Annotated in this window: 11 protein-coding genes and 1 tRNA gene; 5 read left to right on the forward strand and 7 right to left on the reverse strand. The window is 70.9% G+C overall.

The genetic code is table 11. The features are described 5' to 3' along the window. Positions 1 to 267: 267 nt before the first annotated feature. Positions 268 to 1,155, reverse strand: a complete 888-nt coding sequence (locus ACFWTE_RS07790; RefSeq protein ID WP_378778535.1) for an SAM-dependent methyltransferase — start codon at positions 1,153 to 1,155, stop codon at positions 268 to 270. 623 nt (positions 1,156 to 1,778) lie between these two features. On the opposite strand from ACFWTE_RS07790, the gene ACFWTE_RS07795 reads away from it, so the two are divergent. Both ACFWTE_RS07795 and ACFWTE_RS07800 read left to right on the forward strand, forming a co-directional pair. Further along, positions 1,779 to 2,582, forward strand: a complete 804-nt coding sequence (locus ACFWTE_RS07795; RefSeq protein ID WP_378778536.1) for a RibD family protein — start codon at positions 1,779 to 1,781, stop codon at positions 2,580 to 2,582. Then, positions 2,579 to 3,049 carry a dCMP deaminase gene (locus ACFWTE_RS07800; RefSeq protein ID WP_378778537.1) on the forward strand — a complete coding sequence of 157 codons (471 nt, stop codon included), beginning with the start codon at positions 2,579 to 2,581 and terminating at the stop codon, positions 3,047 to 3,049. The genes ACFWTE_RS07795 and ACFWTE_RS07800 overlap by 4 nt, the downstream gene beginning before the upstream one ends. Before the next feature lie 149 nt (positions 3,050 to 3,198). Here the strand turns inward: ACFWTE_RS07800 and ACFWTE_RS07805 are convergent, their stop codons facing one another. Together ACFWTE_RS07805 and ACFWTE_RS07810 are read right to left on the reverse strand one after the other, a co-directional pair. Continuing rightward, a complete protein-coding gene (locus tag ACFWTE_RS07805; RefSeq protein WP_378778581.1) occupies positions 3,199 to 5,691 on the reverse strand; it encodes a DEAD/DEAH box helicase in 2,493 nt (830 codons plus the stop codon). Between the two features lie 182 nt (positions 5,692 to 5,873). Then, positions 5,874 to 6,863 carry a malate dehydrogenase gene (locus ACFWTE_RS07810; RefSeq protein WP_378778538.1) on the reverse strand — a complete coding sequence of 330 codons (990 nt, stop codon included), beginning with the start codon at positions 6,861 to 6,863 and terminating at the stop codon, positions 5,874 to 5,876. 261 nt (positions 6,864 to 7,124) lie between these two features. Between ACFWTE_RS07810 and ACFWTE_RS07815 the strand changes: the two genes are divergently transcribed. Next, positions 7,125 to 7,198: transfer RNA gene (locus tag ACFWTE_RS07815), tRNA-Ile, on the forward strand. Positions 7,199 to 8,584: 1,386 nt separating this feature from the next. Further along, positions 8,585 to 10,510: a GDSL-type esterase/lipase family protein gene (locus tag ACFWTE_RS07820; protein ID WP_378778582.1), complete on the forward strand. Its 1,926-nt coding sequence runs from the start codon at positions 8,585 to 8,587 to the stop codon at positions 10,508 to 10,510. A 16-nt stretch (positions 10,511 to 10,526) separates the two neighbouring features. Here ACFWTE_RS07820 and ACFWTE_RS07825 read toward each other — a convergent pair whose 3' ends face one another. Both ACFWTE_RS07825 and ACFWTE_RS07830 read right to left on the reverse strand, forming a co-directional pair. Then, positions 10,527 to 11,147, reverse strand: coding sequence for a TetR/AcrR family transcriptional regulator (locus tag ACFWTE_RS07825; RefSeq protein ID WP_378778539.1), 621 nt, complete (start codon positions 11,145 to 11,147; stop codon positions 10,527 to 10,529). Positions 11,148 to 11,364: 217 nt separating this feature from the next. Then, positions 11,365 to 12,087 (reverse strand): glycerophosphodiester phosphodiesterase, encoded by a 723-nt coding sequence (locus tag ACFWTE_RS07830; RefSeq protein WP_378778540.1) that lies wholly within the window; start codon positions 12,085 to 12,087, stop codon positions 11,365 to 11,367. Between the two features lie 243 nt (positions 12,088 to 12,330). Between ACFWTE_RS07830 and ACFWTE_RS07835 the strand changes: the two genes are divergently transcribed. Beyond that, on the forward strand, positions 12,331 to 13,101 hold the full coding sequence (locus ACFWTE_RS07835; RefSeq protein ID WP_378778541.1) for a DeoR/GlpR family DNA-binding transcription regulator: 771 nt from the start codon (positions 12,331 to 12,333) through the stop codon (positions 13,099 to 13,101). A 38-nt stretch (positions 13,102 to 13,139) separates the two neighbouring features. Here ACFWTE_RS07835 and ACFWTE_RS07840 read toward each other — a convergent pair whose 3' ends face one another. After that, positions 13,140 to 13,610, reverse strand: coding sequence for a VOC family protein (locus ACFWTE_RS07840; protein ID WP_378778542.1), 471 nt, complete (start codon positions 13,608 to 13,610; stop codon positions 13,140 to 13,142). 45 nt (positions 13,611 to 13,655) lie between these two features. Next, the gene (locus ACFWTE_RS07845) at positions 13,656 to 14,975 is read right to left on the reverse strand and encodes an MFS transporter (protein WP_378778543.1); all 1,320 of its coding nucleotides are present in this window, start codon (positions 14,973 to 14,975) and stop codon (positions 13,656 to 13,658) included. Positions 14,976 to 15,044 lie beyond the last annotated feature (69 nt).

Here is a 15,044-nt window from a genome sequence, read left to right on the forward strand (position 1 = left end):
GAGCACACAGGGAGGGCCCGTCGGAGAGATCCGGCGGGCCCTCCCTCGTGGGCCCCTCCCACGGGAGGGGACCTCTTCGTGTCCTGTCCGGATCGCACCTTCGGGACCGCCGCGACTGCGGTCCCCGGCCCTGGCCGCGCGGTGTCGGGGTCGACCAAACACACGGGTCCGTCGTCGGGCTTGAGCGCGTCCCGCCTCTGTGGGCGGAGCGGCCCCCTCCCGCTGCCGGGCCGTCGGCTCCAACGCGGGACAGGGGAACGGTGGTGGTCAGATCCTGCCGACGCCGCCGATGAGGAGCCTTCGGTTGCGCTGCGGCATCTGGTAGCAGCCCGCGACCGGCGGTGCCACGGGGAGCGTGCGCCACCGCTGCACCTCGATGAGGCCCGGTTCGGGGATCTCCCAGCCCTGGAAGAAGTCCTCGATGGTCTGGCGTGAGCGCCAGCGGCCGGATCCGAGCCGGTCCACGAACACCCGCTCCAGCTGCTCGGCCCGCGAGGCGTCCTTGGGGAAGGACGACCGGTCCGGACGGCAGTAGTGGCTGAGGACCATGTGGCTGCCGGGTGCGAGGGCGTCCCGCAGGGTCGCGATGTGCCGGGCCGGTGTGTCGGCGTCGGACGTGTGCGCGACCACCCCGGTGAGCAGCAGCCCCACGGGCCGTTCCAGGTCGATGAAGGCCCGGGTCTCGGGGTCGTCCAGGAGACGGCGGGGGTGGGCGAGACCGGCCTGGACAGCGGTGGTGGTGTGCCCGTCGCGGAGCAGCGCCAGGTGGTGGGTCAGCACCACGGGGTCGTCGGTGGCGTACAGGACACGCGCCCCGGGGGCGTGCTCCTGTGCGATCTGGTGGGGGTCGCCGGGCGCCGGCAGGCCCGCGCCGAACTGGATGAACTGCCGGATGCCGTGGCTCTCGGCCAGGTGGCGGACGGCCCGTTGGAGGAAGGCCCGTTCGCCCAGGACGATGTCCTGGAAGCCGGGGGCCGCACGCTCGGCCCTGCCGGCCAGGTCCCGGTCGACCTCGAAGTGGTCCTTGCCCTTGAGGTGGAACGAGCGGAGCCGTGCCAGGCTCGGCTGCGTCAGGTCGACAGCGGGTGGGGGGTTGGCCCGGACGTTTTTGCCCCCCGCCTGCCTCAGGAAATCGGGGGAAGTGAATCGAGACATCGCCGTCCTCTTGTCTGAGGTGGGGAAGTTTGGTCGACCCCTGGATTCTATTCCTGCCTGACGGGGTTGTTAACCGAGTCACGGACACAGGTGACAAAAATCGTGGGAACCCGCTCCTGGGGCCGTCTCACCGCGGACGCCGGGGCGCACGTGATTTGACTAGGGCATATATGCCTAATGTCCATTATGCGAGGAATTAAGGCCGGTGCTCTGGCTCCACAAGCCCGTGCCTGTCCGGCTTTCCGTGGGAAAGCTGAGCGCCCATGGTGCTCCAGGGGTGTGTGAGGCGGGCCGGGGAGAGGTTCCGGTGCAGGTCACCCCGGTCCTATTAGGTCCGGGCCGGGATAAGTGATTAGTGATACTAATCGACCGTCAATTTACCGTGCGCGCCCACTGCCTGCGAAAATCAACGACCAGGGTTGATAATACGGCGCGGGAGGCAACGTATTGCGCGGCCGAAAAGCGTAGACCTCGGGGCGGGAGCCGCTTCCCCCGGTCGGCGGATCGACACCACGGGCCGTCGCACGAGGTTCCCGGCAGTCAGGTCCTCCGCGCCCCGGGCCGGCCCGCGGCCTCACCCCGGCCGCGGTGCCCGTGCTCCGGCGCGTCGCTAGCCTGGGTGCATGGACCGTCCCTACACCATCCTGAGCTGCGCCATGTCGGTCGACGGGCGCATCGACGACACCGGCCCGGACCGGCTCCGCCTCTCCAACGAAGCCGACTTCGCGGAGGTGGACGAGCTCCGCGCGGAATGCGACGCCATCCTCGTCGGAGCGGGCACCCTGAGGGCGGACGACCCCCGGCTCCTCGTGCGCTCGGCGGAGCTGCGCGCACGCAGACGCGCCCGGGGACGCACCGAGAACCTGCTCAAGGCCCTGGTCACCCGTAGCGGGGAGTTCGACCCCGAGTCCCGGTTCTTCACCACCGGGGACGCCGGGGCGGTCGTCTACACCGGCGGCCCCGGGACGGACGCCGCCAGGCGCGGCCTGTCGGGCAGATCCTCCGCCGAGCCCTCGGCGGAGGTCGTCGACGCCGGAGACCCTCCCACCGCCGAAGCGGTTCTGGCGGACCTCGCGCGACGCGGGGTGCGCCGGCTGCTGGTGGAGGGAGGCGGCCACATCCACACCATGTTCCTCACGTCGGGCCTGGTGGACGAACTCAGGCTCGCGGTCGCCCCGTTCTTCGTGGGGGAGGAGGACGCACCCCGCTTCGTCATGCCGGGCACCTTTCCCCACAGTCCCGCCGCACCGATGCGGCTGGTGGAGGCCAGGGCGCTCGGGGAGGTCGCCGTCCTCCGCTACCGCCTCGACGGCCGGTGCCCGGGAGCGACGGCCAGCACGGGGGAGAGCGGGGGCAGGGGGGCGTCCGCGACGGAGGGACCCGTCCTGGACACGGCTACCCGCGGAACCGAGGGAGAGCGCCGATGACCATCGGTCCGCCCCCGGCCGAAGGCGCCGCCGACGCGTACTGGCTCCGCCGGACCGTCGAGCTGTCCCGCTCCTGCCCGCCCTCCACCACCGCGTTCTCGGTCGGCTGCGTCGTGGTCGCCGCGGACGGTGCGGTCCTGGGCGAGGGCTACTCGCGCCGGGACGACCCCCACGACCACGCCGAGGAGGTCGCACTGCGCGGGATCGACCCCGGCGACCCCCGGTCGCGCGGCGCCACCCTCTACTCGTCGCTGGAACCGTGCAGCTCGCGGGCCTCCCGCCCCCTGGCGTGCAGCGCGCTGATCATCAGCACGCCGGTCCCGCGCGTGGTGTTCGCCTGGCGCGAACCCGCCGTCTTCGTGGACTGCGACGGAGCCGAGCGCCTCCGTTCGGCGGGGCGGACCGTCATCGAACGCCCCGACCTGGCCGAGGGGGTCCGCGGGGTCAACGCCCACCTCCTGGGCTGACCGCGGTTCGTCCACAGGCGGGGCACGGGTATGGTGCGGAGGGGGGCGGTGCGGTTCCCTGGAACAAGGGGGCCCACCGGTTCGGCCGACCTCCGCGTGCCCGCGGTCCGACGCGGCCCCGCAGCGCCGTCCACCCGGCTACAGCCCGGCTACAGCCGGTCGACGTCCACGACGTGCACGACGGCGTAGCCCTCCGCGTCGGACGAGGCCAGGTCGACCTCCGCGCTGATACCCCAGTCGTGGTCACCGGCGGGGTCGGCGAAGATCTGGCGGACCCGCCACAGCTCCGCCTCCTCCTCGATGAGCAGCATCTTCGGCCCGCGCGCGTCCGGGCCGGTGCCGATCGCGTCGTGCTCCGCGAAGTACTCCTCCACGGCCTCGGCCCACTCCTCGCCGCTCCACTCGCCGTCCTGGGACAGTTTGCCCAGGTCCCCGTAGCGGCGGCGGGAGGCCAGTTCGACGCGGCGGAACATCTCGTTGCGCACCAGCACCCGGAAGGCCCGCGCGTTGGCCGTGACCGGCCGCACCTTCTCCTCGGCGGGCTCCTGGCCGGCCGGTCCCTCCTCCGCGGGGTTGGTCAGCTGCTCCCACTCGTCCAGCAGACTGGAGTCGACCTGCCGGACCAGCTCGCCCAGCCACTCGATGAGGTCGCGCAGCTCCTCGGTCTTGGCGTCGTCTGGCACCGTCTGGTTGAGCGCCTTGTACGCACTGGCCAGGTAGCGCAGCACCAGGCCCTCCGAGCGCGCCAGCTCGTAGTGGCCGACGTACTCGACGAAGTTCATCGCCCGCTCGTACATGTCGCGGGCCACGGTCTTGGGCTGGAGCGGATGGTCGCCCACCCACGGGTGGCCGCGCTGGTAGACGTCGTAGGCGTGGAGGAGGAGTTCCTCCAGGGGCTTGGGGTAGTCGACCTCCTCCAGCAGCTCCATGCGCTCGTCGTACTCGATGCCGTCCATCTTCATCTGCTGGACGGCTTCGCCACGGGCCTTGTTGAGCTGCGCGCCGAGGATCTGCCGGGGGTCGTCCAGGGTCGACTCCACGATGGTGAGCACGTCGAGCGGGTAGGTCGGCGACTCCTTGTCCAGCAGGTCCAGCGAGGCCAGCGCGAACGTGGACAGCGGCTGGTTGAGCGCGAAGTCCGCCTGGAGGTCCACGGTGAGCCGTGCGGTGCGCCCCTGCGGGTCGGGCGCGGGCAGGGCCTCCACGATGCCGCCGTCCAGCAGCGACCGGTAGATGGCGATCGCCTCGTGGATGTGGCGGCGCTGCGCGGGCCGGTCGTCGTGGTTCTCGGTGAGCAGGTGGCGCATCGCGGTGAAGCAGTTGCCCGGACGGGCGATCACGCTCAGCAGCATGGCGTTGCTCACCCGGAACCGCGAGGTCAGCGGCTCGGGGTCGGCTTCGATGAGCTTGTTGAAGGTCGCCTCGTCCCAGGAGACGAACCCCTCGGGCGCCTTCTTGCGCACCACCTTGCGGCGCTTCTTGGTGTCGTCCCCGACCTTGGCCAGGGCCTTCTCGTTCTCGACGACGTGCTCGGGCGCCTGCGCCACCACGTTGCCGACCGTGTCGAACCCCGCACGGCCGGCCCGCCCGGCGATCTGGTGGAACTCGCGGGCGCGCAGGCGGCGCACGCGCACCCCGTCGTACTTGCTGAGCGCGGTGAACAGCACCGTGCGGATGGGCACGTTCACCCCGACGCCCAGGGTGTCGGTGCCGCAGATGACCTTGAGCAGGCCCGCCTGGGCGAGCCGCTCGACCAGGCGCCGGTACTTGGGCAGCATGCCCGCGTGGTGCACGCCGATGCCGTGCCGTACGTACCGCGACAGGTTGCGGCCGAACTTGGTCGTGAAGCGGAAGTTGCCGATCTCCGCCGCGATCGCCGCCTTCTCCTCCTTGGTGGACATGTTGATGCTGGTCAGCGACTGCGCGCGTTCGACCGCCTGCGCCTGCGTGAAGTGCACGATGTACACGGGGGCGTTGCCGTCGCGGAGCAGCTCCTCCAGCGTCTCGTGCAGCGGGGTGACCCGGTAGTCGTAGTAGAGGGGGACGGGGCGCTCGGCGGAGGCCACCACGGCGGTGGTGCGTCCGGTGCGCTTCTCCAGGTCCTCCTCGAAGCGGCTGACGTCGCCCAGGGTGGCGGACATCAGCAGGAACTGCGCCTGCGGCATCTCCAGCAGGGGCACCTGCCAGGCCCACCCCCGGTCGGGCTCGGCGTAGAAGTGGAACTCGTCCATGACGACGGTGTTGATGTCCGCGTTCGCACCCTCCGCGAGCGCGATCTGGGCGAGGACCTCGGCGGTGCAGCACACGATGGGGGCGTCGGCGTTGACGCTGGCGTCGCCGGTCATCATGCCGACGTTCTCGGTGCCGAAGATCTTGCACAGGTCGAAGAACTTCTCCGACACCAGTGCCTTGATGGGCGCGGTGTAGAACGCGCACTCGTTACGGGCCAGGGCGGCGAAGAGGGCACCCGTGGCGACCATGCTCTTGCCGGAGCCGGTGGGGGTGTTGAGAATGACGTTCGACCCGGAGACGACCTCGATGAGGGCCTCCTCCTGGTGCGGGTAGAGGGTGAGGCCCCGCTCCTCGGCCCACAAAGCGAACGCCTCGAAGAGGGAGTCGGGTTCTGGTTCGGCCGGAAGCACATCGATGAGACTCACGGTCTCTATACTGCCTGCTCCCGAACCCCCTTCGGGACGGAGCCGGGCGCGGACCGCCCCGCCGCGGTGCTCCCGGGCCGGTGCGCGGGGTCGGCCCGGACGCGACGACGGGCACGCCCCCCGGGGGGACGTGCCCGTCAGCGGCCGGATGGGCCGTGTGCCCGGTCCTACACGAGGCCGAGCTGCTTGACGGTGTCGCGCTCCTCGACGAGCTCGTTGACCGAGGCGTCGATGCGGGAGCGGGAGAAGTCGTCGATCTCCAGGCCCTGGACGATCTCCCACTTGCCGTCGCGGGAGACGACCGGGAAGGAGGAGATGAGGCCCTCGGGCACGCCGTAGGAGCCGTCGGACGGGATGGCGGCGGAGGTCCAGTCGCCCTCCGGGGTGCCGTTGACCCAGTCGTGGACGTGGTCGATCGCGGCGTTGGCCGCGGAGGCGGCCGAGGAGGCGCCGCGGGCCTCGATGATCGCGGCACCGCGCTTGGCGACGGTCGGGATGAAGTCGTTCTCCAGCCAGGCCTGGTCGCCGACGGCCTTGGCGGCGTTGCCGCCGTTGACCTCGGCGTTGAACAGGTCCGGGTACTGGGTGGCGGAGTGGTTGCCCCAGATGGTGAGCTTCTTGATGTCGTTGATCGACACGCCGAGCTTCTTGGCGAGCTGGGTGAGCGCGCGGTTGTGGTCGAGGCGGGTCATCGCCGTGAAGCGCTCGGCCGGGACGTCCGGCGCGTGGCTCTGGGCGATGAGGGCGTTGGTGTTGGCCGGGTTGCCGACCACGAGTACGCGGATGTCGTCGGCGGCGCCCGCGTTGATCGCCTCGCCCTGGGGCTTGAAGATGCCGCCGTTGGCCTGGAGCAGGTCACCGCGCTCCATACCCTTGCCGCGCGGGCGGGCGCCGACCAGCAGGCCGACGTTGGCACCCTCGAAGGCCTTGGTGGCGTCATCGAAGATGTCGATGCCCTGGAGCAGGGGGAAGGCGCAGTCGTCGAGCTCCATCGCGGTGCCCTCGGCGGCCTTGACCGCCTGGGGGATCTCCAGCAGACGCAGCTTCACCGGGGTGTCGGCGCCGAGCAGCTGGCCGGACGCGATCCGGAACAGGAGGGCGTAGCCGATCTGGCCGGCTGCGCCGGTGACGGTGACGTTGACGGGTGCTTTGGACATGGCGTGAACTCTCCTGACGACGATGTGCGACCCGCGATGTTACCAACGGGTCATACGCGGCGTCGGTGCCGGGCGCTGGGGTCCGTCCAGTCGCGCGCCGCACTCCACCACCCTAGACCGAGCGCCCGCGCGGCCCGCGACCCAGGTGCGGTGTACACGCCGCCGGTCCGCACCCGCTCCCAACAGGGCCTGTGCGGTAACGGATTTACGGCGCGGAAACGTCGGACACACCCTGTTAGGATGACGTTTGCCGACGACGGCGGGCCGGTAGCTCAGTTGGTTAGAGCAGGGGACTCATAATCCCTGGGTCGCGGGTTCGAGTCCTGCCCGGCCTACCCCTTCCTGGTATGAAAAAAGCGCCGCCAACCTGCGGAAACAGGTCAGCGGCGCTTTCTTTGCTATCCGGCTGTGTACGGCCGGACACGGCCCCGTCCGGGGAGCTGCGGGGAATACACGTTGAAGTTCCGGGCCTCAGAAGTCAGCGAACCCGGCCTCCGCCCGTCGTCGGGATTCCGCTTCGCCGCCGTTCAGGCACCTCGCGTAAATCCGGAGTAGGACATCAAGGCCGTGTTCGGCCCATTCCGCCACTTGTGGGGGGTTAACTCCCTGATTCAGCCAGGTGGACACACAAGCGCTCCGAAGGCCATAGGGGCGTGTTCGTGACGCGGGCGTACAGGGAGCCCTGATCGCCGCGCGGAGCGGATCATCCCCGCGTGCGCGGGGAGCAGGCTGGTGAACCCAGGGAAGCGTGTTGCGCGACGGGACCATCCCCGCGTGCGCGGGGAGCAGTCCTCCACCCGGTTCACCGCCACGCTGTCGCGGGGACCATCCCCGCGTGCGCGGGGAGCAGTCTCGTTGACCTGCGGCTTTATCCGCCGAGACCCGTCGAATCTGCAAGTTGTTGAGAAACGGACAAACATCCCCATTTTGAAGCTGGCTTCACGGTGCCTTCCTACCGTATCGAGTTCTTCCTCCCCAGATGGCTCCGTCAGGAGAGGTAGCCATTGGGGGTGGAGGCTAGCCCGGAGGCTGCGGGGGCCGTCTCTTCTTCCTCTCTAGAAAGGTGAGAGGTACAGGAGGGGGAGCCCCCACTGGCTAGCCGGTCGGGTGGCGCGCTCCGGCCTGAAGCCGGCGGCCGGCCCCCGCCACGGGCCCGGCGAGGTGCCTCGCGGCGACGCCCCACGGGGAATACACGTTGAAGATCCCGGTATCCTCGGTGCTGACGTCGCTGAGGCGCAGGTCATGGCGGTCGTCGGTGTTGTATGGCCCGTGGACTCGTAACCCCTGGGTCGCGGGTTCGAGTCCTGCCCGGCCTACCCCCTCACCTGGTGGAACACCCTTTGTTCGCGGGTGATCAGGCGTACTTCCATGCCCGTATTCGTCCACTTCGTGGGCTTTTGGTGCGTACTTCGTACCCACGGGGGCTTCTCCGCGTGGCCTCCAGGGAATGGTCGTTCACGCGTTTCTTCGTCCGGACGTCGGATGAATCCGGGGGGTGACTTCTCCCCATCCGGGAGACGCCCGCGGTGTCTTCCGGCTCCGGGCCGACCGGAGCTGCCACCGGGTACAGGCCGGAACTGACTTCGCGCGACCGTGGGAACAGGGGCGGCCCATCCGGACTGGTGGCCGGTCGGGGCGGCGTGGTGTCCCACGTCTCACAACCACCGAGCGCCCGGCGGCGTCCGAATACGTCAGTGGAACTTCATCGGGAAAGGCCAGTGTTGGGCGCTGATGAGAACCGGGGGCGCGGCGCGCACCGTCGCGGACGCGACGACCTCTCCCCGCACCTGCTCCGCGGCGCGGCCGCGGCCCTCGTGGCGACGGTCCTGGTGATCGCCTTCTACGCAGTGGTCTCGCGCGAGGGGGAAGCCGGATCCTCGGAGCGGCAGGAGCAGATGGCGCCGCGGGCGGTCGGCACCCCCTTCGCCAGCCTCATGGACGAGATCGGCATCTCCCGGGACAACTCCGCGGCCAACGTCGACCTCGACGGGGCGGGCAACAGCCTGTCGTCACAGGCACTGGCCGCCGCCGGGTGGACCCCCGGCCGCGAGGTGGTCCTCCTCGGCACCGCACTCGAACTCCCCGACTACGCCCCCGGGCGCCCGGACCACGTGGTCGCGGACGGCCAGCTGCTCCGTCTTGAGGGGGACCGCTACGGTTCCCTCACCTTCCTGGCCACCGCCACGGGGACAGACGGGACCGGGGCCGACCCAGCCGTGCACGGGGCGGGCAGGGTGGTCTACGCGGACGGCGGGGAGCAGGAGTTCACCCTCTCCGTCCCCGACTGGGTCGAGGGGCCTGCGGGGGACGCGGCGCTCTCGCTGCCCTACGCCAACTCCGGCGCCGTCGGCGGGCCCAGCCCCACCCTCGGCTCCGTGCGCATGTACGCGCGCAGCGTGCCCGTGGACCCCGCCCGCGAGATCTCCCACGTGGTCCTGCCGCAGACCGCCGGGGACGGCGGCCGCCTGCACCTGTTCTCGGTGGACGGCCGTGACGCCTCCGGATGGACCGGGACCTGGGCACGGGCCACCTCCGGTTACCTTGAGGTCGGCCCCTGGCAGGACCAGACCCTGCGCCTGTCGGTACGCACCACCACCGGCGGCCACGTCGCCAGGATCCGCCTCGACAACACCTTCGCCACGGAACCCGTCACGGTGGGCGCGGCCTCGCTGGCACTGCGCGAGGACGCGGCGGGCACGCGCGGGTCCGCGCTCCCGCTCACCTTCGACGGGCGCGCCGACACCGTCATCCCGGCGGGTGGGCAGGTGTTCAGCGATCCGGTGGAGATGCTCCTGCCCCCGCACACCGACGTACTGGTGAGCTTCCACCTCCCCGAGCTGGTGACCGCGGCCCCGGTGCACTACGCCGCGGTGGACACCAACTACAGCAGCGAGCCCGGAAGCGGCGACCGGACACTCGACACCACCGGGGCCCCGTTCACCGGGCGCGTCGAGCAGTGGCCGTTCCTCACCGGTATCGAGGTGGCCGACGGGCCCGGCGCGATCGTCACCTTCGGGGACTCCCTCACCGACGGGGCGCGGTCCACACCCGACGCCCACACCCGTTGGCCCGACGTGCTGAGCACACGCCTCGCCGCGCAGCCCGGTGTGCTCAACCCCGGTGTGCTCAACGCCGGCGTGGCGGGCAACCACGTGGTCACCGACAGCTACCCGGGGGAGGGCGTCTCCACCAACCCCAGCGGGGTCGCCCTGGTCCACCGGGTCCAGCGGGACGTGTTCGCCCAGAGCGGGGTGGAGTCCGTGGTCGTCTTCGCGGGGATCAACGACCTGCGCTGGAGCACCTCGCCGGACGCTGTGATCAGCGGACTCGGGCAGATCGCCGGCCTGGCCGAGGAGCACGGTGCACGGGTGTTCGTGGCCACGATCGGGCCCTGTGCGGGTGAGCGGCGCTGCACCCCCGAGGTCGAGCAGGCGCGGCAGCAGGTCAACACCTACCTGCGCTCGCAGAGCGCCGACCCGGCATCGCCGTTCGACGGCGTGTGGGACTTCGACGCGGTCCTGCGCGACCCGGCCGACCCCAGCCGCCTTCTGCCCGCCTACGACTCCGGGGACCACATCCACCCCGGTGACGCCGGGCTCCGTGCGCTGGCCGAGTCCGTGGACCTCCAGCAGCTCGTCGGCGGATGACCGCGGGCGCCGCCCGTCAGCGCGGGCAGCCCAGGTGGTGGTGGACGACCAGGTCCACGTAGACGGCACCGAGGTCGTCCAGGCTCAGGCCCGCCTCCGGGTCGTACCAGTGCAGGAGGGAGTCGAAGGTCTCCAGCACGTCGTCGGTGGCCCGGTCGGGTTCGCTGACGGCGAAGACGCCCGCGGCCGCACCGTCCGCGATGATCCCGCGGATGTGCTCCCTGTAGACGCGGGTGAGGGAGCTGAGGTCCCGGTGGCGCGCGGGGTGGACGGCACGCAGGGCCGGCAGCAGTTCGTGCGCGAGAGCGGCCGCGGTCCGGTGCCGCCACCCCGTCTCCACATGGCGTCTGACCAGGGCTGCCATGCGATCGAGTGCGGGCAGGTGCGGTAGGTCCGCGGCCAGTTGCCCGTTGACCCGTTCGCGCGTGGCCCGGAGCACGACGGCGTAGGCCAGGTCGAGGCGGGTGGGGAAGGCCTCACGGAGGGAAGCCGCGTCCGTCCCGGTCCCGGCGGCGATGTGGCGGGTCAGCTCGGACATGGGCAGCCCGTGCGAGCCGTGCCGCGCGAAGAGGCGCGCGGCGCAGTCCAGGACGGGGGCGGTGGCGCGGAGCGCGCGAGGAGAATGAAAGGCCGTCATGTCGTGGTGTCTCATCGTTGGGAGTGCGCAGGAGAAAAAGGGGTGTGCGGTCTTCACCCGATGTCTCGTCGTTGTCGAGGGTGGCCGCGAAGTGGAGGGAAAGGCGTGGAACGGTGGAATCCGGGAAGGGGCGGGCGGTAGGGGGCCCAGGCGGGGGCGGTCCCGGATACGGGGACCGGCCCCCACACGCCTGCCCACGTGCCCCGACGCCCGGTGCTCAGGCCGGGTGGGCCGCCGCCGCCCCGCTCCGCGCCCGGCCGCTCGTCAACGACACGAGGTCGTGGATGCGTTCCGTGGCGAGGGCGTCGACGCCCATTCCGATCAGGCGGGCCATGTGCGGGAAATCGTTCACGGTCCAGGCGGTGACGAGATATCCGGACCGGTGCATTTCGCTGACCAGTTCGCGGGTCAAAAGCGCGTGGTGGTGGCAGAGGAACTCCGGTCCGAGCACGCGCGCGATCTCGTCGGGGGGCATGCCCGGCTCTTCCCAGGCCATCAGGATCCGCGTGCCGGGGCTGTGGGCGCGCAGCGCGCCGAGGATGTCGGCCGAACCGGTGAAGAGCACCCGGTCGCCGAACCCGCGTTCGTCCAGAAGGGCGTGAGCGGCCAGTGCGGCCTGCGCGGTGTCCGCCGAGACGAGCAGGGGCGGAGGCCCGTGGCCGCCGAACTCGGCCAGGACCTCCATCAGGGTGGGTATGCGCCGTTCCACGTCGTCGCGTGCGGCGGCCAGGTCGGCCAGGGTGAGACCGCCCACCGCCCTGGGCGGGGAACCGGGAGGGGCCACGAGTCGTTCGTCGACCAGGACCGGGTATCCGTCCGAGGTCAGGTGGACGTCGACCTTGACCAGGTCGGCCCCGGCGCGCAAGGCTGAACGCAGGGCCGGGAGCGTGTTGCCCGGGAAGTGTGCGGTGTCTCCGCGTAATGCGATGGACAGCGTCATGCGGTCAAGGGTGGCAAAGTCCACCGTCCCACGTGGTGCAAACAGGAAAAACGTCCACCCAGACGGCTCGCCGCGGCGGTCCGGGCCCGTACGGGCCGGAGTAGCCGGGCCCCGGCGCCGCGATTGCGAGCGGTCTCACGTCCAGAGAGCACCGAACCCGGTGCGATGAACTGGGAAACTTTGTTACATGGCGTCGTGAACGCACGGTGTCCCCACGGCCGGCCCCCGAGTGTGAGGCAAACGATGATCCCGGACCAGCGACGAGAGCACATCCTGAAGCTCCTCCAAGAGCGTCACGTGCTGAGTATCAACGAGCTCACGTCGATGTTGTCCGTGTCCCACATGACGGTTCGGCGCGACATCCAGGCGCTGGAGAACGACGGCAAGGTCCTGTCTGTCACCGGTGGGGTACGGCTCGCGGCACGACTCAAGAGCGAACCCTCCTACCTGGCCAAGGCCCAGCTGGAGGTCCCCGCCAAGCGCGCCATCGCGCGCGCCGCCGCGGAGCTGGTGAGGGAGAACTTCACCATCTACCTGGACGCGGGGACGACCACGCTCCAGATGGTGCCGCTGCTCACCGACAAGGTCGGTCTGACCGTCATCACCAGCGACTTCAACGTGGTCGGGCACCTGATGGAGTACCCGGGGATCGAGCTGATCCACACCGGGGGCGTGGTCTCGCACTCCGACCACTCCTCGGTCGGCCGGTTCACCGCGGACTTCCTGCGGCAGGTCAACGTCGATCTGGCCTTCATCGCCAGCAGCTCGTGGGACGTGGAGCGCGGCTCGACCACCCCCTCGGAGGCCAAGGTGGTCGCCAAGCAGGCACTCCTGCGGATCGCCTCCAAGAGCGTGCTCACCGTCGACAGCACCAAGTACGGCAAGTTCGGCACCTTCAGGGTGGCCAGCCTGGAGGAGTTCGACCTGATCATCACCGACGACCGGCTCGCGCGCTCGGCCGTGGACGAACTGGCCGAGCACGACGTGCGCCTCAAGCTCGTCGAGAGCGACTGACGGAGTCTCCCGGGCCCGGGCGTGACCCAGCGGGGGCGTCAGTCCTCGCCGGCGTCCAGCTCGGCGGGGCAGAACAGCCCCAGTTCGGTGCCGTCCGGGTCGTAGAACAGCAGGGTGGAGCCCTCCTCGCGGTGCATGACCGGGGAGTGCTCCACGTCCATGTCCGAGAACCGCTCCTCCCACGCCTCCAGTTCGCCGAGGTTCTCGACGCCCAGGGTGAGCCGGTCCAGGCCGCAGTGCCTGCGGTCGAACCGGTTCTTGAAGTTGTCGCGGTGTTGGATGAGGGCGATCATCAGGCCCGATGACGGATGCTGGCACTCGCTGCGACGGGTTCCGTCGTGGTCACGCCGTCCGAGGACCTTGAAGCCCAGGACGGAGCGGTAGAAGCGCACGCTCTCGTCCCGGTCGCGGACGGACAGGGTGACGCGGGCGAGCCCGTTGAGCTGGGGCACGGTCACCTCCCTGCGACGGGGATTGATGCTGGTCAGTAGTTCGAGCACGATCCACAAGCCTAGGTGCGTGTGTAGGGATTTTGGTGCCCCTTTAACGCGGGCTTAACGCCCGATGTTCCCGGGATCACTCGGTTCGTCAAGGGGCGCCGTCGAGGACGCCGCCGCGGCGTCGGCGAGGGAGCCCGTACCGCCTCCCTGCTCCTCGCCGGCGTCACCGGTCCGCGTGTACCAGCGGGCGCGCATCACCAGGGTGGCGGCGGTGAACGAGACCAGTCCGCCGAGCGTGGCCAGGGCGAAAGCCCCCTGGTGGCCGTGCGCGTCGGCGACGGCGCCCGAGATCGCGGACCCCAGGGCCTGGCCCAGGATCAGGCTGCTCAGGACGACGGCCATCGACTGGGAGAGGCGGCTGGGCGGAGCGGCACGCTCGATGAGCCCGAACAGGCTCACGATGTGCGGGCCGATCGCCGCGCCCAGCACGAAGACGGTCACCGCGAGCGTGGCCGCCCCGTGGTCCAGGTACAGCGGCAGGCTCAGCACGAACAGGGCGCCGGCCGCGACCCGCGTCCGGGCGGTCAGGGAGAACCCCGGGGGCACGGAGGCCATCAGCAGCCCGGTCGCGGCGCTGCTGGCGCCCATCACCGCGTACAGCGGCCCGGACAGGTCCCCGTACCCCGAGCCGGCCGCGAACGCGGTCACACCGGTGGACATGCCGCCGAAGAACATCCCCTGACAGAACATGGGGACGGTGAGGACGAGCAGGGCGGGCGTGGTGATCCGGCCGCCCGCACCGCGCACCGGCGGCGTTCCCTGCGGCGCGGTCGGGTGGAGGGCGAACACGGCTCCGAACACGCCGATGAGCGCGGCGGCCCCCACCACGCTCGCCGCCGGGGAGAGGGCGACGGTGAGCACTCCCACGAGGGCGGGGCCGAGGACGAACGCGGCCTCGTCGAGGACGCCCTCGACCGACATGGCGGCCGACACGGAACGCTCCCTCTCCGCGCCCCGGTCGGGGCCCCGGCGGATCAGCACCACCCACCGGGTCCGGGCCAGGGGCCCCATCTGGGGCATGCACGTGCCGGCGACCACCGCCAGCGCCGCGAGAGCGGGGGTGGGCGCCCCGGCCCGGACGGCGAGGACGAGGAGGACGATCAGGACGGCGTCGACCACGGCGGTGACGAGTACGGGGGTCCGGTGCCCGTGCCGGTCGGCGTGGCGGGCGATGACGGGGCCGCCGACGGCCCCGCCGAGGGCGAAGGCCCCGGACACGGCACCAGCGGCGGCGACGCTGCCGGTCGTGCCGGTGACGAACGTGAGGAGGCCGATGAGGGCCATGGAGATGGGGAGGCGGGCCAGGAAGCTGGTGAGGAGCAGCGGCCATCCGGCGATCCGGTGCATCCGCCGCAGCGTCTCCATGGGTGACATTCCAGCCCCGTTCCGGTCGTGGTTCCCACCTCTCGGATTCCAGCACGGCGGACCTGCGCGGGCCCTCGG

Origin of the sequence: Nocardiopsis sp. NPDC058631, assembly GCF_042716955.1 — a bacterium.
Classification (GTDB): Bacteria; Actinomycetota; Actinomycetes; order Streptosporangiales; family Streptosporangiaceae; genus Nocardiopsis.

What these genes read in the sequence shown, in the direction of transcription:
- ACFWTE_RS07790 (WP_378778535.1), bottom strand. Translation starts at nt 1,155, where the DNA reads ATGTCTCGATTCACTTCCCCCGATTTCCTGAGGCAGGCGGGGGGCAAA.
- ACFWTE_RS07795 (WP_378778536.1), top strand. Translation starts at nt 1,779, where the DNA reads ATGGACCGTCCCTACACCATCCTGAGCTGCGCCATGTCGGTCGACGGG.
- ACFWTE_RS07800 (WP_378778537.1), top strand. Translation starts at nt 2,579, where the DNA reads ATGACCATCGGTCCGCCCCCGGCCGAAGGCGCCGCCGACGCGTACTGG.
- ACFWTE_RS07810 (WP_378778538.1), bottom strand. Translation starts at nt 6,863, where the DNA reads ATGTCCAAAGCACCCGTCAACGTCACCGTCACCGGCGCAGCCGGCCAG.
- ACFWTE_RS07825 (WP_378778539.1), bottom strand. Translation starts at nt 11,147, where the DNA reads ATGACGGCCTTTCATTCTCCTCGCGCGCTCCGCGCCACCGCCCCCGTC.
- ACFWTE_RS07830 (WP_378778540.1), bottom strand. Translation starts at nt 12,087, where the DNA reads ATGACGCTGTCCATCGCATTACGCGGAGACACCGCACACTTCCCGGGC.
- ACFWTE_RS07835 (WP_378778541.1), top strand. Translation starts at nt 12,331, where the DNA reads ATGATCCCGGACCAGCGACGAGAGCACATCCTGAAGCTCCTCCAAGAG.
- ACFWTE_RS07845 (WP_378778543.1), bottom strand. Translation starts at nt 14,975, where the DNA reads ATGTCACCCATGGAGACGCTGCGGCGGATGCACCGGATCGCCGGATGG.